The organism is Natrinema sp. LJW11, assembly GCF_056135975.1.
Window position 1 is genome coordinate 273,320 of the sequence record NZ_JBWBDM010000007.1, and the last position, 23,462, is coordinate 296,781.

Below are 23,462 nucleotides of genomic sequence, written 5' to 3' on the forward strand. Positions count from 1 at the left end.
AATCCGTCTGCTTTTGATTCGGAGGAGAAGGGAAACTATATCTGACCAAGAAAGCAGATAGGAATTGTGATGGCGTGGTATATTCTGATAATTGCAGCATTGTTCGAGATCGGATGGGCAATCGGACTCGAATACTCCGATGGATTCTCGAAACCAATTCCCACGTTTGGAACTATTGTCGCTCTTTTCATCAGTATGATCCTATTGGCACAAGCCGTCAAAGAACTCCCTATCGGGACAGCTTATGCTGTCTGGACTGGTATCGGGGCTGTGGGAACTGCCTTATTAGGGATGATCCTATTTGATGAACCGGTTAGCCTTTTCCGAATTTTATTCATTGGTGTAATTGTTATTGGCATCGTTGGTCTCAACATCACGTCGGCAGGTCATTAATCAGTTACAGCATTTCGGAGTGAATGTCTGTACTCTCGTTATAGTAATTTAGATGGTCTGTATCCTTTTCTATATCAAATTCACTTCTTAACAGCCAGGAACTGTGGGTGATTTTCGGCTGTCGTACCAGAACTACGAATAATATAGCAACTAAGTATTCGGTATGACTCCAGTCACTAAACAACGGTTTCTTCTTCAAGTAATAGGTAATATTACTATAAATTACTTAAAAGGAACAACAATGGCCGTAGTACTGACTGAAACACAATTCTGGAATACTCGGCGAGAAAGATATGATGGTACTGAGGCGAAATCTATTACCACTTGGAGCAGATAGTTTGACCAGTACCACTTACTAATCATATAGATATGGATCCATTCACACTCCTTGGCATTGACGTGCTGTTGTTTCTCACGATCGGTATCCTCGCTGGAGCACACTGTATCGGAATGTGTGGTCCACTCGTCACCATTTATGCAAGTCAGATGGATGACGGCACATCAAACAACGGTCGGGAAAGCCATCTTACAACCTATGAAGTGCGTCAACATGCACTGTTCAATATCGGACGAACGGCAAGTTACACTCTTCTTGGTGCAGTGTTCGGCGCACTCGGCAGTACGTTGTTCGTGACGACCGCCTCGCTCTCGTCTACTGTTGAGTTCGTCCGCGGCGGTGTCGGTCTCGTCATCGGTGGTTTCGTCATGGTCATTGGAATATATTATCTACTGGGCAGAACAACCGGTGGTATTCACTTGCCGGGACTTGAGCGCATATCTGGCTGGCTTGCGACACGCGTTGATCGTCTTGCGAACGGCCCAGGTATCGTTGGACTCGGTACAGTTCATGGACTGTTACCATGCCCAATCCTCTATCCAGCATTTCTGTACGCGTTTGCAATTGGCTCACCTGCCGGCGGCGCACTTGCACTTGGCGCACTTGGGCTCGGCACAATTCCTGCCGTCTTCGCGTATGGAACTATCATCGACTCCGTCGACGTGGTTCACCGCCAACGAGTGCATCGACTGCTTGGAGTTGTGTTCGTTGTTCTCGGATATGTCCTGCTTGCCCACGGATTGATGAGCCTAGGTATCCACCTGCCACACCCTGGATTACCATTCTACGACGGATTTGAGACAGCAAGTACAAATATCAACTAGGACCCATAACAAACTAAAATGACCAACAATAGTACGACCGAAACTGGCTGCAAACTCTGCGACCTCCCCGTAGAAGGGAGCGAGATTGTCGATGACGGAAACTCATTTTGCTGTCTCGGTTGTCGCGATGTCTACAACGCACTCGACGACGTTGACGATATCGAGCCAGAAGATGTTCGTCGTACCCGAGATGAATCACAGTCTAATCGGGAAATCCCGCAAGATCATGAAGCAACGTTTCTGGAAGTCGACGGGATGCATTGTGCAACCTGTGAGGCGTTCATCGAGTCAGCTGCAACCGCAGTTGAGGGTGTCAGTGATGCGAGATCAAGTTATATCACCGATACAGTTCGAATCGATCATGATCCAAATGTTGTCTCAGAAGTAGATCTTCAAGATGAAATAAGTGGACTTGGCTATAGCGCATACTCCCGCAACGATGCATTCAGTCGCCGGAGGGCAAATGATTGGGAAATGGGGCGAGTTGCTGTCGGCGTCCTTATGGGTATGTCGGTAATGCTACAGTACCTCGTTATTATTTACCCGACATATTTTGGTGGGCTATTTTACGATGATCGTACCGCAGAGTTCTTCGAAACAGCTCTCGCGAGTTCCGTTGCCACACCATTTTACGTCGTTATCGCGGCGCTCACGACAATCATTCTGGCTATAACGGGGAAGCCGATCCTGCAGGGGGCATACGTTAGCGTTCGGACACGTTCTCCGAATATGGATCTGCTCATCGCGATTGCAGCTGTGAGCGCGTACGTCTACAGTACGCTCTCAATCGTATTTGGCGGTGAACACATCTATTACGATGTGACAGTTGCAATCATCGTTATTGTTACGGCAGGAAATTATTATGAGTCGACAATCAAGCAACAGGCGACTGAACGCCTCTCTGATCTAACTTCCATCCAAGTTGATGAAGCTCGTCGAATTTGTGAGGATGGTGAATATGAAGATGTCACAGTTGATGACCTCGAGGTTAGTGACCGTGTTCTTGTCCGGCCTGGAGAACGAATTCCCGTAGATGGCGAAGTTATCAATAGCGACGCGGCTGTCGACGAAGCAATTGTTACTGGCGAGTCCCTTCCTGTACAGAAAACTAATGGCGATACCGTAGTCGGCGGCTCAATGGTGACCAATGGTGCGGTGACCGTCCGTGTCGGAGAAAACGCAACGAACAGCCTCGACCGGATCACCGAACTCGTCTGGGATCTCCAGAGTGGCTCTCATGGTATTCAGAAACTTGCGGACAAACTGGCGACGCTTTTCGTGCCGGTTGTTCTAGTCCTTGCAGTTATTGTCACAGGTGTATATCTCCTGCTCGGTAACGGAGTCTCTGCCCTTCTTGTCGGCCTCACGGTGTTAATCGTTTCCTGTCCCTGTGCGCTCGGATTGGCGACACCGCTCGCAGTTGCCGCGGGGATCCGTGACGCGCTAGAGCGCTCAATTGTTGTCTTCGACGACAGCGTGTTCGAGCGAATCCGTGACGCAGACACTGTCATTTTCGACAAGACAGGTACATTGACGACGGGCGAGATGATTGTCGCCAACACCGACCTGAAGGCGGACTTATTCGAAAAGGCTGCGCTCCTCGAGGGGAGGTCGTCACATCCAGTTGGGGAAGCGATTGCTGCCGAACGGACGGTCTCTGACGGCGGCACAGCCGAATCCGCCTCGAACACCAGTTCGGCAGACGACCGCGTCGAATCCTTTGACAGTCACCGGACCGGCGTTACGGGTGTTGTAGACGGAGACAAGATTCTCGTCGGTCACCCTGATCTCTTCCGTGACCACGGCTGGGATGTTCCCGCAGATGTCGCCGAGTATATTGCCGACAGCCGCGAAACGGGCCGGGTTCCAGTCGCTGTCGGTCGCGACGGAACTGCTAAGGGCGTTATCGTCGTTGGTGATGAACTACGAGCGAACTGGGATGAGACGTTGACCGCAATTTCGGATAACGAACGAGAGATCATTGTCCTCACTGGAGACGATGCACGAGCGGCGGAGAGCTTTCGTGAGTATCGTGCTGTTGACGAAGTGTTTGCGGGTGTTCCCCCTGAAGGAAAAGCAGCGACTGTCGAACAATTCAACAGAACTGGACGAACAGTGATGATCGGTGATGGTACCAATGACGCGCCGGCGTTAGCCGCAGCTGATCTCGGTATCGCCCTCGGTGGCGGTACCGCGATGGCCGCTGATGCCGCGGACGTCGCTCTCGTCGACGACGATCTCTCATCTGTCGAAACTATCTTCAATCTCGCCCAGGCGACAAACCGACGCGTGAAAGGGAATATTGGGTGGGCATTTTGCTACAACGCCATTGCAATCCCGCTGGCCGTACTAGGCCTTCTAAATCCGCTTTTTGCCGCACTTGCGATGGGTGCAAGTAGCTTGCTAGTTGTTGTGAATTCAACCCGACCATTGCTACCAGAGGACGACTGAAGCTTTCACCCTCCCAGTAGCGATTTTACGAACGTTCTCTTCTGGGCGATTACGCTCGTCAATTCTTAGGCAGTGTAAATTCATAGGTATCCCCATGGTCGAGGTATGCGACTTGGTCCTCAAGCCCAGCTTCTGTGATCGTTTCCTTGAAATCCGAGAGTGGTGAGCGGAATACTTCGTAGTCGTTGTAATGAATCGGAATCGAAGTATCCGCATCAAACAATTCCACGGCTTCAACACCCTGTTCAGCGTCCATCGTTAGGAGTACACCGAGTATCTTTGTCCCACCTAAATGGAGGAGTGCTAGATCGATATCTGGGTACTCTTCAGGAATCTTCTCTAATTCATCGTACATCACCGTATCTCCTGTAATATACAACTGGAGAAGGGTGTTTTCCTGTGTCGATTTAAACTCTAACATACTACCCATAACGGGCGGTAAGCCCTTTTCAACAACAGGGGGGCCATGTCTGCCAGGCAATGACGTGATATTGAGCTCTAGAGACTCTTTCCGGATGGTTATCTCCTCCCATGTATCCATGGGATACGTTTCGTGAAATCCTTTATCCGCCAGTTTGTCAGCTGCGTGTTCTGTCGTCACGATCGGCAGGGTTTGATCGAGTTTTTCCTCAACAATGCGATCAAAATGATCGCCATGATAGTGAGAAAGCAGTACGAAATCGATATCCGACGGCAACTCCTCAATTTCGATGGCTGGATCGGTCTTGCGTTCAGAGGTTATCCCATACCCAAGATGAACATGGTCACCGCTATGCAGGAAGTTTGGATCAGTGAGAATTGTGAATCCGGCATAACGGATAATCACTGTCGCAGTTCCAATAAAGAAAATCGATCCACTCTCGAGATCGACATCTTCAGTATCTGACGCTGGTAGTTCAAGGGCTTGAGTCATCTTTGTATTAGTTGGTTGCCTCCGTATCTTCTCTCTGGAGCCACTCACGTAGGCGGCCGCTCTGCATTCCGATCCCAATGCCAGCAAGGAATGACATGAGAGTGGGAACAACTATCCAGACTAGATTAGGATGCTCTGCGCCCGTATGGAGTAGTACGTCGAGCATACACGCAACTCTGACTACGAGATGAGTTATAAAGGTTACACTTGCTGGTTATCAATATGGTATGTCCAGTAGACAGCGCCGTTCTCAGGAAATTATATAAGGGTGATAATACAACATAATAGAATAAATATTATAAATATGGGTGGCATAGACTCTGATGATGTTCGATGGAATGAACAAGACGAAGAGTGAAGCTACATATGAGTGCTTAATTTGTGGTGAGATTATAAAAGCCAAGTCGTATCCTGGTAACTGCCCAGAATGTGGTGGAGATATACAGAATAGAGCAAATGCCCTCGAGTAATTCGTAAGCTAAAATCCATGACTTCCAACCCTACAGTGACAAACGAAGTGGACATCGAAGAACAGAGCGATGAATCCGCTCAAAAGACCGCAATTCGCCAACTCAATCACGCTGCAGAACATCTTTCCCTCGACCCAAACGTCGTTGAACGACTCAAACATCCTGCTCACGTCCACGAAGTTAACATTCCGGTTGAACATGATGATGGGTCGCTTGCGGTGTATACTGGCTACCGGGTACAGCACGATAGTGTTCGTGGACCATTCAAAGGTGGGTTGCGCTATCATCCAGATGTTACCCGAGAAGAATGTATTGGGCTGAGTATGTGGATGACATGGAAGTGTGCTGTAATGGATCTCCCATTTGGTGGGGCCAAGGGCGGTATCGTTGTCAATCCAAAAAAACTGAGTGACGCAGAAACTGAACGGCTTACTCGCCGGTTTACCGAGGAGATCCGTAATACGATTGGTCCTCATAAAGATATTCCTGCTCCAGATATGGGGACAGATTCCCAGACTATGGCCTGGCTGATGGATGCTTACAGCATGCAACAAGGCGAAACCTGCCCTGGCGTTGTAACGGGGAAGCCTCCCGTCATCGGGGGTAGTGAAGGGCGTGAGGAGGCCCCTGGCCGGAGTGTTGCGATTATCACCCGCGAAGCGTGCAACTATTACGACCAACCACTTGAGGAGACAACTGTTGCCGTACAAGGGTTTGGTAGCGTTGGTGCGAATGCTGCCCGACTGTTAGATGAATGGGGAGCAACAATCGTCGCAATTAGTGACGTGAATGGCGCCGCATATGATCGAAGCGGAATCCCGGTACACGAGATTCCATCGCATGATGAGGAACCAGAAGCCGTTATGGAATACGCGAATACCCATGCTGAGAACATCATCAGTAATGACGAACTGTTCCAGCTTGATGTGGATGTGCTGATTCCCGCTGCAGTCGGAAATGTACTCACCGAAGCGAATGCTGATGACGTGCAGGCAACACTCATAGTCGAAGGGGCTAATGGGCCGACAACAAGTATGGCCGATACAATCCTCACAGAACGGGAGATTCCTGTTATTCCCGACATTTTAGCTAATGCGGGCGGCGTCACAGTGAGTTATTTTGAATGGTTGCAGGATATCAATCGCCGATCATGGTCACTGGAGCGAGTCAATAACGAGCTCGAAACAGAGATGATAGCAGCGTGGAATGCAGTGAAGGATGAAGTGGAGCAACGTAATGTGACATGGCGCGATGCAACGTATATCGTTGCGCTCGATCGAATCGGCCACGCCCACGAAGCACGCGGACTTTGGCCCTAACCAGTTCCCCCGGGTGGTTTTCGATTATTCGGATTTCAGGAATCGAGAGTAGTCTGTTATGGATGACTGTCCGTGCCATACGCGTCTAGAAGCTCTTGGTACCGGTTCCGGATCGTAAACTCGCTCACCCCTACTGTCTCATCTACCGTCTTTTGAGTTATATGTTCATTTGTCAGACGTGCTGCCGCATAGAGTGCTGAAGCGGCAAGGCCGGCAGGGGTTTTTCCAATGTGTATTCCTTCGTCCTTTGCTGCCTCGAGTATGTCTCGTGCGACATGCTCAGCTTCATCACTTACCTCTAGTTCTGATGCAAATTGATGAAGGTACTGAATAGGATCAGCAGGTTCAATCCTCAGATCGAGTTCACTTGAGAGGTAGCGATATGCCCGCTGAATGGGGAGTTTTTCAACACGACTGACTGCTTCGAACGTGGTAAGCATCCGCGGCGTACCGTGTTTTCGCGCTGCGGCATAGAGACATGCAGTCGTCATCGCTTCAATTGAGCGACCAGGGAGGAGACTCTCGTCGACAGCCTTCCGGTATATCACTGCGGCAGTTTCACGACACGGATCTGGTAATCCAAGCGCTGATGCCATACGCTCGAGTTCGCCGAAAGCTTGCTTCAGATTCCGTTCTTGAGAATCCTTTGAGGAGAATCGTTCATTCCATGTCCGAAGTCGACGTAACTGCTTACGCTTTCGGACTGACACCGTATTTCCGTGTATATCTTTGTTCTGCCACCCAATCGTCGTACTGAGGCCTCTATCGTGTCTTCGTTCCGTAATCGGGGCCCCAACCCGACTTTGTCTGCCGTTCTCGTTATCGAAGGACCGCCACTCAGGACCATAGTCGATTTCAGCGTCGTTGACTACTAACCCACAATCCGTACATGTGCGTTCTCCGTGTTCTTCATCATATCGAATCCGCCCAGAACACTCCGGACATACTGAAAGTTGCCGAGTCGACACAGTCTCGTGGTCTTTTTCCTGAGTCTGCTGTTTATCGGTTGTATTGACGCTCATTTCAGTCATGGTTCAGTGAACACTAGGGACTCTTCGCGCCCTCTGTGAGTGATGTTCCCTATCAGCAGTTGGTTGAGGAGCCCTATGTATGACGGGTGGATTCCCACTCTCTGGGAACTAATCACATTTCTAGAGAGACCAAAAAGAGTATCTTGAGCCGTAACCGTGAGGCGATTCACAGGGATCCATCTCTCTTCCTCTTCAAAGGGCCAACTATGAATATTGTGTATAGAGGCATATTATTACTATGAGAACCCGCAACTTTTTGGTATCGTGATTTCAAGAAGATATCATGGCTCTAGAAGAGTATTTTGAGTCTGATATCCGGTTCTACTATGCGGTTGGTGTGTTCATCATTGCTATCTATCTCATAGGGATTATTACGATAGCAATCACGGGTTCTATCCGGATTAGTAGAACGACTTTAATACCGCTCAGTGGGGGCTTCTTCCTGTTTATGTTCGTCTACTTCATATCGATAAGCGTGCAACTCCTCGAGGAGGAAGACGTCTGATAGCTGCCCTCATCTTAGATTGTGAGGTCACTTCAGGTCATCTCTCATCCATGAGTTCATTGAGTGCCGCTCCTTCTACACCTAGTGGTTCAATACGGAACACGAGTGTAGAGAGTTGTGGCTCGGCCACTACGCAAACCTAATCAACATCTTTAATCTCTGTTGTAGCTACACGCGCGAGTGCGAGTTTTTCCTCAAGGTTCGCCCGAAACGGTTTGATGACGTGCATCTTTAATGGTAGCCAGACGCGTAATCCCTGGAAATCACCGACTCAATTCTGGACTGAGGTGACTAAAGTCTGTGAATTCGGAGTCTGGATCTCAATCTGGAATATACTCTGCATCTATTGCATGAGTGTGAGCCAGTGCCTGTCCATTTCGAACTAACGCTCTTCGGAAGCAGATTATTGGTCGGGGAGAGCTGGCACTGTGAAAGCGTAGCGGGCAAGGGTGATGCGTCAGCATCACCCAACTATGTTCCCAGTTGAAGTGTTTCGCTCGGAGGTGAGCGCCGCGGACCTGCTCCAGCAGGTTCACTGGCGAAAGGGCCTCCAGTGCCCGCGCTGCCGGTCTGAGTCAGTGATCATGCACAGCAGTTATCGAGAGTATCAGCGACATCGCTGTAAAAATTATGGACACCCGTTCAACGACAAGACCGGTACGATCTTCGCGCATGCGAAGATCGGTCTTGATCAATTGTTGTTCGCGTTCTATTCGTTGCTCCGATTCAACACAAGTATCCGCCAGTTAGACGCTGAACTCAACGTCTCCTACCGGTCACTTTACCGGCGCGTCGAGCGTTCTAGCGAAGCGCTCGACGTGCCTCGCATCGATCTTGTTGGCCCAGTCGAGATCGATGAGTTCTACGTCTCTGCCGGGAAAAAGACCGCGAGCGCGACTCCTGATCGCGCTCGCGATCAGCGATACATTGTCCTGTCGAAATCCGCCGACGAATTGACCGTGCGACTCTTCCTCGACACCTACGAGGAGGAGTCGTTGACGGTCTACACCGACGGATTTTGCATCTACGACCCGCTGGAAAAGGACGAAAAGTACCAACGAGAAGCCGTTATTCACGGCGAAGGAGAGTATGTCGATGGAAACGTGCACGTGAATACGTGCGAGAGCCACCGTCGCGACAGCGACGCATGACTCTCGCCGCATCGAGGAATCTCGAAGGACAAATTTACAGCGTATTTAAGACTCTTCCAACTTCGCCGGAGAATCCTACGCAAACTGGGACGAGAAGCCTTGAAAGAAATCGTTTGAACTGCCCTCTAACTCACCAACAATCCTTCAGAAGAGCGTTATTTTTAATATCGACTATAGCAGACGTGCGGTCCATAAAAACAGAATATCGCCATTACGATAGCGGTTCGTCAAGTGCTGTCTCGACGGCGTCGAGTAACGTATCGGAGTGCAGGAGCACTAGCATAGACTCGATATCCTGATGGATCGGCCGATCTTCGTCAAGATGAGGGACATATTCGCGAACTGTCTGATAGGCTGCACCGGTCCCGACACCGGGTGTGAGGTCCTCTACGAAGTCGAGTGCCTGAGCCGCACAGGCCAGTTCAATCCCAACGACACGGAGCGTAGACTGGACCGTTTCTCTCGTGACGTAAGCGCTTTGTGCGCTCATACTGACGTGGTCTTCTTGATTCCCGCTGACGGGGATGCTGTCCATCGACGGACGTCCTTGTGAGCGGTTCGTGCTCACAAGATCCGCTGCTGTGTACTGAGCGATCATATACCCCGAGCGAAGACCGCTCCCTTCAGTCAGGAATGGTGGTAAATGCGCTTCTTGAACGTTAGGGTTGAGCATTCGATCCATCCGCCGCTCCGAGATCGATGCTAATTCCGCGAGACCGCTTGTGACGTAATCCAGCCGAAGGGCCAACGGCTGTCCGTGGAAGTTCCCACCTGAGAGGATGGCGGCCTGCTCAGTGCCGCTTGCACGGTCGTCCGCATCTTCAGCAGAGAACACAAGCGGGTTGTCTGTCGCGCTGTTGAGTTCCGTCTCGACAGCCTCGCGGAGGTGCTGGATCGAATCCCGGATCGCACCATGTACCTGTGGTAGACAGCGGAGCGAGTACGCGTCCTGCACTCGATCACAGTTACGATGCGACTCAACGATCTCGGAGTTCCGAGTAAGCCGCCGGATGTTCTCCGCACTTTCGGTTTGTCCTTGGTGTGGCCGGACGCGCTGGATACTGGGATGTGAACTCGCAGTCGTACTCATCGTTGCTTCCGTGGTCATCGCACCGGCGATATCCGCTGCACGCATCGCACGCTCAGCGTCACAGACGACGAGAGAGGCCAGCCCGACGGTCAGCTGCGTCCCATTGATGAGTCCCAATCCCTCTTTCGCACGGAGTGTCACTGGTTCGATGTTCTTCCGCTTCAAAGCCTCATCTCCCGAAAGACGCTCACTATCCACAGTGGCTTCACCCTCTCCAGTGACGACGAGAGCAAGATGGGCGAGAGGTGCGAGATCGCCGCTCGCACCGAGACTCCCTTTGGCCTTCACGACAGGATGGACCGCTTCGTTTATTATTCTCACGAGAACGTCAACGATTCGTTCCCGGACGCCGCTGTACCCTTTCACCAGCGCGTTAAGCCGAGTGACGAGCATCGCACGAACCTCTTCCGGGGCGAGTTCGCGGCCTGTTCCGGCAGCGTGACTCCGAACGAGGTTCTGCTGGAGCGTTTCGATATCGTCCTCGGGTATCCGTTCTTGGACGAGTTCGCCGAATCCCGTGTTCACACCGTAGACTGCCTCTCCAGACTCGACGATGTCGATGATGCGCTCGCGCGACTTCCGAACGCGCTCACGAACTTCCTCTGGGACTCGAACAGTGGCATCGTGCCGTGCAACGCGCTCGACGGCATCTGGTGTGAGTGACTCTCCGTCGACGACGACAGGTTCATCAGTCACGGTGGACCACCTCCCCGTGCTTTACGACGGTTTGGACATTTTGTACACCGAAATTGTATGGAAGGTGCTGATAGTCGGGCACGTCGGCGACGACTAAGTCACCGGGCGATCCCTCCTGAAGAGTACCCGTGCCGTCCGTTCGGTCGATGGCGTTCGCAGCCGTAACTGTTGCACTACGGATAGCCGACGCGGGTGTCATACGCATACCGTTGCAAGCGAGTTCAATTGCGAATTCCATACTCTGTGAGTAGCAGTTCGGATTGAAATCGGTCGCTATAGCGACCGGAACGTCAGCCGCTTCGAAGGCCGTTGCATCAGCGTAGTCAGTCGCGAGCGAAAACGCAGTCCCCGGGAGGAGAACGGGGGTTACGTCCGCTTCGCCGAGCGCTGCGATGTCTGCCTCGGTTGACTGTAGCAAGTGATCCGCACTCGTGGCCCCGATGTTGGCAGCCAATTGTGATCCGCCGAGTCGCTCGAACTCGTCGGCGTGGATTTTCGGCTTCAGCCCGTGTTCCAACCCGGCTTTGAGGACGCGACGGGAGTGATTGATAGAAAAGACGCCCTCCTCACAGAAGATGTCACAGAACTCGGCGAGGTTGTTCTTCGCTACTACGGGTAACTGCTCTTCGACGACCCGGTCGACGTACTCATCGGCGTTCGTGTCTTCGGGCACAGCGTGAGCGCCCATAAATGTTGGCACCACGTCTACCGGATGCTGATCGGCCGCCTCGTCGATTGCTTCGAGCATCTTCACTTCCGTCTCAAGGTCGAGTCCATAGCCAGATTTTACCTCGGCCGTCGTCGTCCCGTGGGCGAGCATGACGTCGAGATGTGCGAGAAGGTTCTCAACGAGTTGGTCGTGGGAGGCATCACGCGTCGCTCGCACAGTTTGTAAGATGCCCCCGCCTTCCTCGAGGATATCCTGATAGTCTACTCCCTCGAGTTTCGCGGTGAACTCGTCGGCACGGTCGCCAGCGAACACGGCATGTGTGTGTGGGTCGACGAATCCCGGAAGAACCGTTTTTCCGGCAGCGTCGATGGCATTCGTAGTATTCTCTGGAGGGTGTTCGCGTGTGACTTCCTCGGTCGGCCCGATCGCAGTGATGACACCGTCTTTGATTGCCACGGCACCGTCTCGGATCGTCACCATCTCACCGTTGTCTGTCGGAGTTGCGACCTGTGATGCGTCGTAGACGATGAGGTCGATCATGCTGACCACCCCGAGAGGAAGTGCGCCACGGTACGTGCTGCGGCTGCAACGGTTCTCCCGTCAGCATCGAGTGGCGGCGCACACTCGACAAGTTCGAAGCCTGCAATTCGCTCGTCGTTGGCGACAAGACGAACGAGTCGGAACAGTTCGCGTGGGAGCAGTCCACCGGGCGTCGGAGCGCTAGAACCACTATAGATCGCATCGAGAACGTCGATATCAACACTGCAATAGATACGATCGACGTTATCGAGACCGGAGAGGGCCCGATCGACAGCTTCGGCGAGGTCCGCCGTAACCTCCTCAGCAGTCACGACCGTTCCACTATTTTCGCGTACGTAGTCGTGATAGGCCGTACTCGTCTCAAAGTGCCGAGCGCCGATACAAGCGTAGCTGTCGAGTCCGGCCTCGTGCAACTGGCGGTAGGGCGTCCCGCTGGTCGGTCCGTCTCTGATCTCTCGAACGTCAAGGTGAGCGTCAACATTAAGGACACCGACGCTCGAATCCTCGAGTAGCGGATCGACGTTCGGGACAGTCAATGAGTTGTCGCCACCGAGGAAGACTGGGAGCGCGTCGAGTGCGTGAACCGACCCTGTAACCTCCCGAACCGCGTCCTGTACCTCGGCAACTGAACCTGTGGGTACATCGACATCTCCGAGATCAGCGACGCCATCGATGGGCCCCTTATCGAAGTGATGGGTCTTCACCCCTGTCAGCGCGTTCCTAAGGGCTTTGGGACCCTCGGCAGCGCCGCGCCGGGAGATAACCGCGCCGTCATACGGTTCGCCGACGAGGACTGCGTCGAACTCTTCAGCGGTATCGAGGTTGGCCCCGCTGACGACGTCGCCGAACTGCTCGTCTACGGAGTCAGACGACGGCCCCGACCAGTCCGGTGGTGCGGTGAAATTACTCATTCGTCCTCCGCATGGGGACGTGAACGTCCGAATTCGTTGCTTCGTCGAGCGCTTCGTCGTACCCAGCGTCAGCGTGGCGGATTACACCCATGCCGGGGTCAGTCGTAAATACGCGTCGCGCCTTTTCAGCAGCGAGGTCAGAGCCGTCGAGGACGACATGGTTGTTAGTGTGAAGAGAGTTTCCGATACCAACTCCCCCACCGTCGTGGACACTGACAATATCGGCGCCAGCAGCGCAGTTAAGCAAGGCGTTGAGGATGGGCCAGTCAGCGACAGCGTCGGAACCATCTCGCATAGCCTCAGTTTCTCGGTTCGGGCTAGCCACACTGCCGGCATCAAGGTGATCGCGTGTGACGACGACCGGCGCCGAGATCTCGCCCTCGTCGACGAGTTCGTTGATTCGGAGCGCGAACCGCGCACGCTCGGTCAATCCATCGTCGCTCTGGTAGCCGAGCCAGCAGACGCGGCTGGGAAGACCTTGGAACGAGACCTGTTCCTGTGCGAGGTCTATCCAACGGTGCAGTTGATCTTTTTCGGGGAAGAGCTCCTTGATAGCGTCGTCAGTCCGGTGGATGTCCGCTTCGTCTCCAGAGAGGGCAACCCAGCGGAAGGGTCCCTTCCCCTGGCAGAACAGGGGCCGGATGTATGCCGGAACGAACCCTGGGAAATCGAACGCGTTCGCTACCTCTCGATGCTCCTCGACCTGTCCACGGATGTTATTTCCATACTCGAAGGCCACCGAACCGCGCTCTTGCATTTCGAGGATGCCTTCGACGTGACGTTGCATCGTGTCAAGGCTCTCTTCGACGTATCGATCGGGATCTGACTCGCGTAACGCGTCGGCCTCTTCGACAGTGTAACCCGCGGGATAGTATCCTTCTAGCTCGTCGTGTGCACTCGTCTGGTCAGTGACGATATCTGGGATGAAGTCGCGTTCGAGCAGTCCGTCAAACATCTCGGCGGCATTCATGTGGAGGGCGATCGAGAGCGGCTCACCGTTCGCTGCCGCGTCTTCGGCCAGTTCGATTGCCTTGTCGAGGTCGTCCGTCTTCTCCATACAGTAGTCCGTCTCGATCCGCCTGTTGATTCGGTGTTCGTCGATCTCGGCCGCGATACACACACCGTGGTTCATTGTCACAGCTAACGGTTGGGCCCCACCCATACCACCGAGGCCAGCGGTAACCGTGATCGTCCCTTTAAGCCCCTCCTGCTCGGTGAAGTGTTGGCGAGCCGCCTCAGCCAGTGTCTCGAAGGTCCCCTGGATAATGCCCTGTGTTCCGATATATGCCCATGAGCCAGCGGTCATCTGGCCATACATGATGAGTCCCTTCGATTCGAGTTCGTGGAAGTGTTCCCAGTCGTCCCAAGCGCCGACCAAGTTCGAGTTCGCGATAAGCACACGTGGTGAATGCTCGTGTGTCTTGAACCGGCCAACTGGTTTACCTGACTGGACGAGTAGCGTTTCGTTGTCAGCGAGCGTCCGCAGCTCCGATAGGATACTATCGTACGCATCCCAACTCCGTGCTGCCCGACCGGTGCCGCCGTACACCACGAGTTCCTCTGGGTTCTCTGCTACATCCGGGTCAAGGTTATTATTAAGCATTCGGAGTGCAGCCTCCTGTCGCCACCCCTTACATTCGACCTCCGTTCCAGTGGGTGAACCCTGGTATTCGAGCCACTCCGACGAGGGGGTAACGGTCTCGCTCGGTAACTCATTCTCAGTCTGTGGGTCTTTCATGCATCTATATACCACAGATTAGTGGACAGATAGCTTGGACTCTCCCTTTGGAAATGAATATAAAAGTAGGGAGAGGATGGCGCCATATAGAAGATAGCCTTCTGGACAAAAGCAATATCTTAAATATACTTTATATTATACTTGGTCTAGTCCCATTTAGAACCCAATTGACCGTCAGGGAACAGGTACCAGCGGGTTCTCAACCATAGCTGTGCGGTCGAACAACCAAATCCGCTGAATATTTTATTCTGCCTATATTCCCACCAACGCATCGTGCGCTCTTATTCAAAGCTGAGAAACGACCTCGTAGTTACGGTGAGGTGCGTAATATCAGCCGAGTATATCTTCGTCGGAGTCGGCGTTTGGACGGATGCTGCACCACCTTGTCGATCTCAGAGTAGTCAAACTGGAAACAGAGCCGCTCGATGCCCGCATCGAACGGCGACTCAAGCAATTTTGGGAACAAACTACCTGCCCGAGCTGTGACCATCCGATCATCCAAACGTGGAATTCGTCCGACCGTGTGATTTGCCGAAACTGTGGTTTCAAGCTGGTGTACACCTACGAACGCCGTTTCACGAGAAGCACCTCACTGCTGGAGAGGTGCTTCTTGTGTTCGTTCTCTACGCGGACACGTTGCTGAGTATCTCCTAGATTGCGGTGTTGTTCGATCGAGCGTACGGAACCGTCTATTACGCGATCCGAGAGGTAGAAACCGCCATGCAGAGCGGTTTCCCGACCGTATGGAAACAATTTCAACACAGGATCAACGGACTAATCCAAGTCGATGAATCGAGCACGGTTTGCTCAGGCTACAAAGGTCAAGATCCGCCGCGTGACAGCCGTCACCGCGGCGGGTCGAGCCGTTCGGGTCGCTCACGCTGGAAAGGACGCCACGGAGACCAAGTGACGCTCGTTGGGCCTGTCGCGACGTGCTGCGAGTCATTCGCGGCCAGCTTGACATTCAGTACGAGACGGACCTAGAACCGGTTATGCGGGAGACGGAAGACCTCTCCCAGCGGCTGGGTAAGGTCTGGACTGACGGTCTCCAAGCTTACCGACGAATGGAGTTTGACCACAAAATCGTTGTCCACGACGAAACGTCTGTTTCGCCCGAGGGCATCCACATTAACCAGGTCGAGTGTCTGTTTTCGTTGGTCAAACCGTGGCTACGGAAGTTTCGCGGCCTGTCCAAGCACGGCTTGGAGCAGGCCGCTCACACCTTCGGCATCGTCCGCTCGTTGAACCTTGTCGGCGCGTCTCTCGAAATCCTTGTCAACTGCCTCGCTCTGGGGTCATTCCTGAGCTTTGAATAAGAGCGCGCGTCGTGGTTTAAGCGCCGGGAGATGTTACCTCTATTCGCTTGTCCGAACTTAGAAACTGGTGTAAGAGCGTGTTCCCTGAAGAACTAAATGTCATAAGATCGATGTAGCCGTCCTCTGGGATTCAACATGTTACTTTCGAATGCAGAGGATAACACATCCGGCCGGGCCATAACTACATGCGTATAATAGCCTCTCCATATGGTATAAGTGAATACTCGCGGGTGTATGGCATGGTAAATCATGCATGACACAGTCAATCACCATTGAGAGTGTGAATGCAGGGATCGGGTTGGCCAAACAGAAGAAGCAAGAGGAAACAAGTCGATGGTAGAGTTCAAGCCTCGTTTGTTTGAAGACATTTCCCCGAAGGATCGACCATCGCTCGTCGAATCGCTCGTACCCATTGTCGGAATGGTGGTTTTTCTCAGCGTCGGTATCGTTGGGTTCGGACTCGGACCACAGTTTCCCCTGCTCTGGGGTATCGCCTTCACCGGTCTGTTCGCCCGGTATCGTCTCGGGATTTTCTGGGAAGAGCTGTACGACGGCATCAGCGACAGTCTCCTAATGGGGATGCAGGCGATCCTCATCATCTTTCTCGCCTACACGCTTGTCTCCACGCTGGTACAGGCAGGGACGATTCCAATTCTCATGTACTACGGAGTAGAGTTGCTCACTCCCATGATATTCCTCCCGTTGACCGCGATCCTCGTCGCAATCATTACAATGTCAATCGGCTCCTCATGGACCGCGGTGGGCGCGCTCGGCGTCGCCTTTATCGGTATTGGCTCCGGTCTTGGCATTCCCGCACCGATGACTGCTGGCGCTATCCTCACGGGTGCATACACGGGTGACAAACTGTCTCCCCTGTCGGACACCACGAACCTCGCTGCGGCGGTGACGGACACCGACCTCTACGATCACATCCGCGCGATGCGACCCGGCACCACGCTTGCGTTGGGCATCTCAGTCGGACTGTACGCGGTGCTTGGGTTGAGTGTCTCCGGAAGTATCCCTGCCGGTCGTATCGCGGCGATTCAGACGGCCATTGAAGGTTCCTACGTCGTAACGCCGCTCGTCTTCGTTCCACTACTCCTCATTTTCGGGCTTGCGATGTATGGGATTCCGGCAGTCCCGACGCTCGGTGCGGGTGTCTTCGCGAGTGCCCTGACATCGATCCTCGTACAGGGCGTCCCCTTCGCCGGCGCGTGGGACGCGGCAGTATACGGGACAGGTCCAAAAACGGGGATGGACCTCGTCAACGGATTGCTGGAGAGCGGTGGCATGGTCGGCGCCGCGTGGGCCATCACCATCGTCATCGCTGCACTTTCGCTCGGCGGGATGTTCGAACGAACCGGAATTCTCGCGGTGCTTGCCCACCATCTAACTCGTCTGTGTCGCGGTGCCGGGAGTACCACTGGCGTGACGGCGCTTTCGGCCATCTCGATGAACGTTCTCGCGGCCGAACAATACATCAGTATCGTCGCGCCAGGGATGTCGCTTCGGAACCTCTACAGCGAGCAGGGACTGAAGTCACAGAACCTCTCACGTGCCGTCGAAGCTGCCGGGACGACGACGAGCGCGCTTGTCCCCTGGACCAGTGGGGCGGTCTACATGTCCGGGGTGCTCGGCGTCCCAACGGTGCAGTACGCCCCCTACTACTTCTTTGGCTTCCTCTCGCCTCTCGTTTTGCTGTTCATGGGGGCGACCGGCTGGCGAATCATGTATAAGGATCCCGGTGAGTCTGCCAGTACTATACCAGCAGGCGACGGTGCCATGTCAGCTGCCGGCGAGGACTAACGGATACTCGTCGACAATATTGGGGTCCGCTGTCTCGTCGCCCCCCGGAGCAGTACCATCTCAGATATGCTCGGCAATCACATCGGTGAGTTTCTCCTCGGCGCGTCTGAGGTGGTGTTCGACTGTTCGCCGGCCGACTCCCACTGCGTCGGCGATTTCGGTCGTCGTCGTGTTGCGCGGTATCTCGTAATAACCACGCTCGTGGGCAGTGAGAAACACCTCGCGTTGACGATCGGTGAGCGTCGGGAGATATGACTCCATCGAGAAGATCGGTGTCTCCGATTCCGCCTTTGCCAGTTCTTGTTTGGACTCGACAACAACGGTGAAGTCAGCCGAGATGTCACGATAGAATGACGAGAGGTTCGCTGGATCGAGCGCAAGCACGCGAACTGTCTTCATCCCATCCTGGTATTGCCACGGCGGCAAAAGCAGACAGTTGTTGGCCACAAGATACGGTTTGATGTAGTTGCCTACCCCTTCTTCCAGACACGCCTCCGTGACAACTACCTGTCCGTCGTCGCCATCGTTGAGTCGTTCGTGCACACCCACCTCCGAGCGAACCTGAGCTATCACGTCCTCCTGTCGCTCACCGGTGACGTAGAGTAAGTCACAGTGGTCATTACACCATAGCCTAATTTCCGTGTCCGTTCCCACCGTCGACTGCGAGTACGGACTATCACCGTCAATGTGGAACACTGCCTTGTACATGAAGTCCAATTCGTGACGGAGTATTAAAGCAATTGTCCAGATGAAGTTAGAGCTGCCCCGGACGTGACCACGGAGACACATCGTTCGGTTCAAGCCCGAATGGGGTCCGAAACACCCTTTGACGAGCATGAGTCAACACGCGGTCCAGTCTTCCGCTTGTCGTCCGTAATCAGAGCAATCAGTTCGCTCCGTGTTGTGGTCCTATCGGCAACTCTCATATTGTAGCAACCCATTGACTCGGTCGATCCATCCATCACAACTGAGACATCTGTATTTCATCGAACTGTCTGAGTACGTAGTATGTGACGCGATAGTAGGGTACACCAGATAGAAGCGAAAAACCGTCCGTCAGTTTCCGATCTTTCAGTCGCCGTGGCGTGGATATTGTCAGAGACCATCGAATCGACACTCCAGCGAGTTGAACACAAGGACAACTGTCGACGAAACCCTCCTCCACTCGAAACTGCTGAACTGCTTCCGCAAGCAGGTCGGGTCCCATTCTCAACCGACGGTCTCATCGATTGCGTATAAAGGATTTCCATGTGGAGCAGGCAGGGCTACCCGAAACGATAACGAAAGATAGAGTATGTCAACAGAGACCATTCAGGAGGGTGTTCCGGATAGAATACAGTCCGTTATCGACGACGTAGGAAAGGTCTCGGAGACCGGCGAGATCCCCACACAAATCCACAACGACAGGGAGATATTTGAACTGGAACGCGAGCGGGTGTTCGGCGGGAGTTGGGTATTCATCGGTCACAAATCAGAAATTCCGGAGCCGGGCGACTACGCCAAGCGCTACATTGCCGACAACCCCGTCATCTTCGTTCGCGACGAGAACGACGAAATCCGGGTGCTGTTCGATGCCTGCCGGCACCGTGGCACTACCGTGGTGAGGGCGGAGCAGGGGAACACGAGCCATTTCCGATGTCCCTACCACAACTGGACGTACAAGAACACTGGCGAACTCGTCGGCGTTCCGCACAAAGAACAGTGCTACAAGGAGCTGGATACGTGTGAGTACGCCCTCCAGTCGCCAGCGCAGGTCGACACCTATGCAGGGCTTGTCTTCGCGTGTCTCTCCAAAGACACACCGTCACTCGAAGAGTACCTCGGCGATTTCAAATGGTATCTCGATATCGCCGTGAATTTCGCTGAGGGTGGCCTAGAGGTCATCGGCGAGCCGATTCGCTGGGAGGCCGATACGAGTTGGAAGATTGCCGCGGACAATTTTACTGGTGACGCCTATCACGTGCCTGCTGCACACAAGTCGACAATGGACCTCGACATCTTCCCCTCAGATCTGACGGCGCTCGCTGGCAACCGGACCTCTCTCGACGTGATCGATTGTGACGGTCACTCGTGTTCGTTCTCGTACTTCGAGGAGAGTCCCGGGGGATACCCGGAGGAAATATTCACCGACGAACAATTCTCGGAGTTACAGTACAAAATCGCAAAAAACCACGTGTCCATCGTCGGCACCGTTTTCCCGAACCTCTCGTTCAACAACACACTGAAAAATGCCGATCCGAACAACCGGGAAATGACGAAATTCCTAACAATTCGTAAGTGGCAGCCGGTCGCCCCAGATAGAACCCAGATCTGGAACTGGATTCTCGTCCCGAAAAACGCTTCTGAGGAGTTCAAAGACCAAGCCTACGACACCGGCATCACGACCTTCAGCGTCTCTGGGAATTTCGAAGTGGACGACTTCGCCGTCTGGGATGGTATCACCGAAGCTGCAGGGAGTTCGTTCACGCGGCGAACCAATCGCCAATCGAACTACCAGATGAACATGGGCGGGATGGGGAATGCCGAGGACATCTCCGATGAATGGGATGGTCCAGGCACTGTTATCAACTCCGCCTTCGAGGACGGCACGATGCGGACGTTCTATCAGAGCTGGTATCGTACGATGACCGGTCAGCGTATCGACGGATCGGGCGCCGACTCAGAACATCGAGGTGCATAAAATGACGAACCACGAGCTACGATTCGATTGCGAGGAGTTCCTTCATCATGAGGCAGAATTACTCGACGATAAGCGCCTCCACGACTGGTTCGAGCTGCTTACTGAGGACGTCGAGTATCGCGTTCCGCGGCGGGTGACACGCGAGCGAGGTTCCGAGCGTTCAGAGTTCAGTGGCAAGGGCTTTCTCTATCGCGACGACCACGGAACGCTTTCGACGCGCGTCGAGCGCTTTGATAACGATTACGCGTGGGCAGAGAACCCCCCCTCACGGACGCGTCGGTTTGTCTCTAATGTTCGAGCGAGCGAACTCTCGAACAACGACACGGACGACGTTACCGTGAAGAGCAACCTGTTGCTCTACCGGAGCCAGGGCGATACCGCCGATCACGACCTCATCGTCGGTGAACGAGAGGACCGACTCCGTCGCGTCGATGGTGAGTTCAAGTTAGCCAAGCGGACGGTGTATCTCGACCAGACGGTTCTCGCGACTCGTAACTTGTCGTTCTTCCTTTGAGCCCAGAGTACCAACATGAACCTCATACCACTCACCAAACTGGCTGCGAACGGCGACACGATACGGCTCAACCGGATTGAAACGCCGAAGGGCGAGCGTCTCGAAATCGAAACGCCCACTACGTCGATTCGTTTAGACGCGGTCGCGTTGGAAGCCCTCACCTGGCAAGAGAACGACACGCTTACCGTCCTATCAGGGGTGGACACCGCTCAGCGGTCGCCCATTGAAGAGGGTGACCCGCTCGACCGAACCCGACTGACGACCATTTCGAATGAGTTCGGGTTTATCGATGTTTACGAGACGCATATGGAGGCAGGTATCCGGATCGATCTCGAAGCAGAAAAACAGGGCGAGTCGATTCGACTCTGTCCTGTTGAACTCGAAACCCTCGCCAAGCAGGATCACGACCTCATCACACAGTGGGTCAAGACCGACTTAAATGAATGAAGATTCAAAAATGGACATTATTTAAAATGTATAACATTTTATTTTCTATTCCATATGGAGCATTTGAGCTTTTGTATAGTGATCGAGAACGAATAAATGCAAAATGGTAGCAACCATCCCGCTTGAATGGGCAACGCAGATGATAGCAGTGGCCGAACAGCATGCCGAAGAGATCAGCGTTCCGTCGGTACTCACGGTGGCGAACGCCGAGGGCAACCTCATTGCCCAGCATCGGATGGACGGCGCGTGGCTGCCGAGCGTTACCATTTCTCGGAACAAGGCCTACACGGCGGCCGGCCTGGAGATGCCAACCCACGAACTCACGGAAGCAGTCCAGCCCGGTGGCCCACTGTACGGCCTCCAGACAACCGACGAGGGGCGGCTCGTCGTCTTTGGCGGTGGTTTCCCTCTCGAAGACGACGGTGAAATTGTCGGAGCGGTCGGGTCGAGCGGTGGCATGCCCGACGAGGACGTCGAGATCGCACAGACTGCCGTCAAGAAGTTCGACGAACTGATCGAGTAACGGCATCCGCACGAACTCACGGGATTGAGAGTCAATAAATATATTTGCAGGCTAGCTGAGTGCAGAAACAACTCGAACAGCTTGAACAGTCATACGCTTACCTTACCAAGTTTGCTGAGAAATCCCGTGATAAATCGAGACGATGCCTCAATACTACCCGTGACTTTTTCGACGCCCCGGAACATGACTGCAACAAACAGTCACTCTATGCATTGAGTGGCTACCTAGCCGACCTCAGGGTCCTAAAGAATACGGTGAGGCTCGGAACAGCGATATGCTGCTCTCTCGAGCGAACAGTTTGACGCTTCTCCATTTCGATGATCTTCCCCCGACCGAGATCAGTCAACCGAGATCTGTCGTTCGTTACTTGCCCACGCGGCAATGTGATTACGAGGGATGTTGTTCACGCGAACGATTGATCAGGGGATGTCAACGGCGCTCCACCCTTCGATCGTAGCCTCGAGTTTTCCGCGGACTGTCTTCGGGTTTCGAAGGAACTACCGCCCGATTTTCTCATCGGGATCATTGACGCGCTCCCAGTCGAAGCGAACAGATAGGTCGGACGGATAGTGGTGTTGGTCTCGAGGAGACAGTGACTCATACCGATACCCCATTCTACGGGGAAACTATGAGCGCTCTGTTTGAACAGAGCTTATCCGTTCCCCTCCTATTTAGTGATTATAAATAACTGAATTCTTATATACATCTATGGATAATGGGAGGTATGAGCAAGCAAACAGCGAAGACTACGGAATGATCGCTCTTATTGGTAGAGACAATCCAAAACTTAGGCGGTGTAACATTAGATGAGTTAACTTCTGAGTTAGAGATGGCAAGAAGTACAATTCATATACGCCTACGAACCCTTATCGAAAATGGATATCTTATGAATGAAGGAAAAGTATACCATATGATTTAGATAACAGTTGAGTTCGATATAAAACCTGTTAATAGCCCGTAAGCAAAAGCGTAGAGAATCATTCGTCTGTCATCCCTATCCCTATTTAACGATAGTGATAGCAGTAAACGTATTTTCCCACCGGGCCCAGCTAACGAAGACCTATAGTAGGCGTTAGAAATAATTGCTCACTTTAGGGATAGAGAGTTGATCAAGAGCAGTATCAATCGCTGTTGTGA

19 protein-coding genes and 2 pseudogenes are annotated in these 23,462 nt (G+C 53.3%); 14 read left to right on the forward strand and 7 right to left on the reverse strand.

All coding sequences use genetic code 11. From position 1 onward, the window contains the following. Window positions 1–69 precede the first annotated feature (69 nt). The 3 genes from sugE to AC0QDI_RS19245 all read left to right on the forward strand — a co-directional run bounded on the left by sugE (window position 70) and on the right by AC0QDI_RS19245 (window position 4,005). Window positions 70–393 carry a quaternary ammonium compound efflux SMR transporter SugE gene (gene sugE / locus AC0QDI_RS19235; protein ID WP_474670909.1) on the forward strand — a complete coding sequence of 108 codons (324 nt, stop codon included), beginning with the start codon at window positions 70–72 and terminating at the stop codon, window positions 391–393. A 369-nt stretch (window positions 394–762) separates the two neighbouring features. Beyond that, entirely contained in the window at window positions 763–1,554 is a 792-nt protein-coding gene (locus AC0QDI_RS19240; RefSeq protein ID WP_474670910.1) for a sulfite exporter TauE/SafE family protein, read from the forward strand. An 18-nt stretch (window positions 1,555–1,572) separates the two neighbouring features. Beyond that, window positions 1,573–4,005 carry a heavy metal translocating P-type ATPase gene (locus tag AC0QDI_RS19245; RefSeq protein ID WP_474670912.1) on the forward strand — a complete coding sequence of 811 codons (2,433 nt, stop codon included), beginning with the start codon at window positions 1,573–1,575 and terminating at the stop codon, window positions 4,003–4,005. A gap of 58 nt (window positions 4,006–4,063) precedes the next feature. On the opposite strand, the gene AC0QDI_RS19250 is transcribed toward AC0QDI_RS19245, so the two are convergent. After that, window positions 4,064–4,918: an MBL fold metallo-hydrolase gene (locus tag AC0QDI_RS19250; RefSeq protein WP_474670913.1), complete on the reverse strand. Its 855-nt coding sequence runs from the start codon at window positions 4,916–4,918 to the stop codon at window positions 4,064–4,066. 338 nt (window positions 4,919–5,256) lie between these two features. On the opposite strand from AC0QDI_RS19250, the gene AC0QDI_RS19255 reads away from it, so the two are divergent. Together AC0QDI_RS19255 and gdhB are read left to right on the forward strand one after the other, a co-directional pair. Next, on the forward strand, window positions 5,257–5,388 hold the full coding sequence (locus AC0QDI_RS19255; protein WP_474670954.1) for a rubrerythrin-like domain-containing protein: 132 nt from the start codon (window positions 5,257–5,259) through the stop codon (window positions 5,386–5,388). 17 nt (window positions 5,389–5,405) lie between these two features. Then, the gene (gdhB, locus tag AC0QDI_RS19260; protein WP_474670915.1) at window positions 5,406–6,707 is read left to right on the forward strand and encodes a glutamate dehydrogenase GdhB; all 1,302 of its coding nucleotides are present in this window, start codon (window positions 5,406–5,408) and stop codon (window positions 6,705–6,707) included. Between the two features lie 56 nt (window positions 6,708–6,763). Here the strand turns inward: gdhB and AC0QDI_RS19265 are convergent, their stop codons facing one another. Further along, complete coding sequence (locus AC0QDI_RS19265) at window positions 6,764–7,738, reverse strand: transcription initiation factor IIB (protein WP_474670916.1); 975 nt, start codon at window positions 7,736–7,738, stop codon at window positions 6,764–6,766. 283 nt (window positions 7,739–8,021) lie between these two features. Here AC0QDI_RS19265 and AC0QDI_RS19270 point away from each other — a divergent pair, with 283 nt between their 5' ends. Continuing rightward, on the forward strand, window positions 8,022–8,243 hold the full coding sequence (locus AC0QDI_RS19270) for a hypothetical protein (RefSeq protein WP_474670918.1): 222 nt from the start codon (window positions 8,022–8,024) through the stop codon (window positions 8,241–8,243). A gap of 473 nt (window positions 8,244–8,716) precedes the next feature. Then, window positions 8,717–9,511 (forward strand): annotated as a pseudogene (locus AC0QDI_RS19275) (transposase). Window positions 9,512–9,605: 94 nt separating this feature from the next. Here AC0QDI_RS19275 and hutH read toward each other — a convergent pair. The 4 genes from hutH to hutU are packed head-to-tail and all read right to left on the reverse strand — an operon-like array spanning window position 9,606 to window position 15,039. Then, complete coding sequence (gene hutH, locus AC0QDI_RS19280; RefSeq protein WP_474670920.1) at window positions 9,606–11,180, reverse strand: histidine ammonia-lyase; 1,575 nt, start codon at window positions 11,178–11,180, stop codon at window positions 9,606–9,608. Further along, entirely contained in the window at window positions 11,173–12,390 is a 1,218-nt protein-coding gene (hutI, locus tag AC0QDI_RS19285) for an imidazolonepropionase (protein ID WP_474670922.1), read from the reverse strand. Before hutI ends, hutH begins: the two co-directional genes overlap by 8 nt. Further along, complete coding sequence (gene hutG, locus AC0QDI_RS19290; RefSeq protein WP_474670924.1) at window positions 12,387–13,301, reverse strand: formimidoylglutamase; 915 nt, start codon at window positions 13,299–13,301, stop codon at window positions 12,387–12,389. The genes hutI and hutG overlap by 4 nt, the downstream gene beginning before the upstream one ends. Then, entirely contained in the window at window positions 13,294–15,039 is a 1,746-nt protein-coding gene (gene hutU, locus AC0QDI_RS19295) for a urocanate hydratase (protein ID WP_474670926.1), read from the reverse strand. The genes hutG and hutU overlap by 8 nt, the downstream gene beginning before the upstream one ends. Before the next feature lie 340 nt (window positions 15,040–15,379). Here hutU and AC0QDI_RS19300 point away from each other — a divergent pair. Together AC0QDI_RS19300 and arcD are read left to right on the forward strand one after the other, a co-directional pair. Beyond that, window positions 15,380–16,355 (forward strand): annotated as a pseudogene (locus AC0QDI_RS19300) (IS1595 family transposase). 333 nt (window positions 16,356–16,688) lie between these two features. Further along, on the forward strand, window positions 16,689–18,161 hold the full coding sequence (arcD, locus tag AC0QDI_RS19305; protein ID WP_474670928.1) for an arginine/ornithine antiporter ArcD: 1,473 nt from the start codon (window positions 16,689–16,691) through the stop codon (window positions 18,159–18,161). A 60-nt stretch (window positions 18,162–18,221) separates the two neighbouring features. On the opposite strand, the gene AC0QDI_RS19310 is transcribed toward arcD, so the two are convergent. Then, window positions 18,222–18,869 carry a helix-turn-helix domain-containing protein gene (locus AC0QDI_RS19310; RefSeq protein WP_474670929.1) on the reverse strand — a complete coding sequence of 216 codons (648 nt, stop codon included), beginning with the start codon at window positions 18,867–18,869 and terminating at the stop codon, window positions 18,222–18,224. 586 nt (window positions 18,870–19,455) lie between these two features. Here AC0QDI_RS19310 and AC0QDI_RS19315 point away from each other — a divergent pair. The 5 genes from AC0QDI_RS19315 to AC0QDI_RS19335 all read left to right on the forward strand — a co-directional run bounded on the left by AC0QDI_RS19315 (window position 19,456) and on the right by AC0QDI_RS19335 (window position 23,244). Then, complete coding sequence (locus AC0QDI_RS19315) at window positions 19,456–20,841, forward strand: aromatic ring-hydroxylating oxygenase subunit alpha (RefSeq protein ID WP_474670931.1); 1,386 nt, start codon at window positions 19,456–19,458, stop codon at window positions 20,839–20,841. 1 nt (window position 20,842) lies between these two features. Further along, entirely contained in the window at window positions 20,843–21,355 is a 513-nt protein-coding gene (locus AC0QDI_RS19320; RefSeq protein ID WP_474670932.1) for an aromatic-ring-hydroxylating dioxygenase subunit beta, read from the forward strand. Window positions 21,356–21,370: 15 nt separating this feature from the next. Then, a complete protein-coding gene (locus AC0QDI_RS19325) occupies window positions 21,371–21,802 on the forward strand; it encodes a hypothetical protein (protein ID WP_474670934.1) in 432 nt (143 codons plus the stop codon). A 103-nt stretch (window positions 21,803–21,905) separates the two neighbouring features. Continuing rightward, the gene (locus tag AC0QDI_RS19330) at window positions 21,906–22,325 is read left to right on the forward strand and encodes a GlcG/HbpS family heme-binding protein (RefSeq protein WP_474670936.1); all 420 of its coding nucleotides are present in this window, start codon (window positions 21,906–21,908) and stop codon (window positions 22,323–22,325) included. A gap of 766 nt (window positions 22,326–23,091) precedes the next feature. Then, window positions 23,092–23,244, forward strand: coding sequence for a helix-turn-helix domain-containing protein (locus AC0QDI_RS19335; protein WP_474670938.1), 153 nt, complete (start codon window positions 23,092–23,094; stop codon window positions 23,242–23,244). Window positions 23,245–23,462: the final 218 nt, after the last annotated feature.

Coding starts and splice junctions, on each gene's coding strand:
- AC0QDI_RS19270 (WP_474670918.1), top strand. CDS start 8,022: ATGGCTCTAGAAGAGTATTTTGAGTCTGATATCCGGTTCTACTATGCG.
- AC0QDI_RS19255 (WP_474670954.1), top strand. CDS start 5,257: ATGAACAAGACGAAGAGTGAAGCTACATATGAGTGCTTAATTTGTGGT.
- sugE (WP_474670909.1), top strand. CDS start 70: ATGGCGTGGTATATTCTGATAATTGCAGCATTGTTCGAGATCGGATGG.
- AC0QDI_RS19310 (WP_474670929.1), bottom strand. CDS start 18,869: ATGTACAAGGCAGTGTTCCACATTGACGGTGATAGTCCGTACTCGCAG.
- hutG (WP_474670924.1), bottom strand. CDS start 13,301: ATGAGTAATTTCACCGCACCACCGGACTGGTCGGGGCCGTCGTCTGAC.
- hutU (WP_474670926.1), bottom strand. CDS start 15,039: ATGAAAGACCCACAGACTGAGAATGAGTTACCGAGCGAGACCGTTACC.
- AC0QDI_RS19265 (WP_474670916.1), bottom strand. CDS start 7,738: ATGACTGAAATGAGCGTCAATACAACCGATAAACAGCAGACTCAGGAA.
- AC0QDI_RS19325 (WP_474670934.1), top strand. CDS start 21,371: ATGAACCTCATACCACTCACCAAACTGGCTGCGAACGGCGACACGATA.
- AC0QDI_RS19330 (WP_474670936.1), top strand. CDS start 21,906: ATGGTAGCAACCATCCCGCTTGAATGGGCAACGCAGATGATAGCAGTG.
- hutI (WP_474670922.1), bottom strand. CDS start 12,390: ATGATCGACCTCATCGTCTACGACGCATCACAGGTCGCAACTCCGACA.
- AC0QDI_RS19245 (WP_474670912.1), top strand. CDS start 1,573: ATGACCAACAATAGTACGACCGAAACTGGCTGCAAACTCTGCGACCTC.
- gdhB (WP_474670915.1), top strand. CDS start 5,406: ATGACTTCCAACCCTACAGTGACAAACGAAGTGGACATCGAAGAACAG.
- AC0QDI_RS19240 (WP_474670910.1), top strand. CDS start 763: ATGGATCCATTCACACTCCTTGGCATTGACGTGCTGTTGTTTCTCACG.
- AC0QDI_RS19250 (WP_474670913.1), bottom strand. CDS start 4,918: ATGACTCAAGCCCTTGAACTACCAGCGTCAGATACTGAAGATGTCGAT.
- AC0QDI_RS19320 (WP_474670932.1), top strand. CDS start 20,843: ATGACGAACCACGAGCTACGATTCGATTGCGAGGAGTTCCTTCATCAT.
- arcD (WP_474670928.1), top strand. CDS start 16,689: ATGGTAGAGTTCAAGCCTCGTTTGTTTGAAGACATTTCCCCGAAGGAT.
- AC0QDI_RS19315 (WP_474670931.1), top strand. CDS start 19,456: ATGTCAACAGAGACCATTCAGGAGGGTGTTCCGGATAGAATACAGTCC.